We start from the raw sequence: 279 nt of genomic DNA, 5'->3' as shown, positions 1-279 counted from the left end.
AATTAAAGTTTGTAGAAGTTCTTGACGCTGGTTTTCAATGGTTTCACGTTGAAGGTTGAGATCCGTTTTAATTCCTTCAAAAGTCGGTTTTAAAGCGGTTGCAACTTCTTCACCAATTATTTCAGGTTTAAGATGACCTAACTCCTGCAAAGTTTCGTTTTGAGTTTTAAGATCTGTTCTGACCTCTTGGAAACTCGGTTTTAAAGCGTTCGCAACTTCTTCTCCAATATTTTGAGCATTGAGAGTTGCTAGCCCTTCCAATTTTTTACTAATTTTGCC

At 36.9% G+C, this 279-nt stretch carries 1 protein-coding gene; it reads right to left on the bottom strand.

The genetic code is table 11. The annotated features are described in order from the left end of the window. Positions 1 to 279 (bottom strand): hypothetical protein (locus R0J87_RS19765; RefSeq protein WP_498888386.1); only part of this gene is annotated, 279 nt, incomplete at both ends.

This window comes from Halomonas sp. SIMBA_159, from assembly GCF_046536035.1.
GTDB classification, from domain to species: Bacteria; Pseudomonadota; Gammaproteobacteria; order Pseudomonadales; family Halomonadaceae; genus Vreelandella; species Vreelandella venusta_A.
Note: the sequence above shows the minus strand (reverse complement) of the source record. Positions and strands in the feature narration are given on the sequence as shown.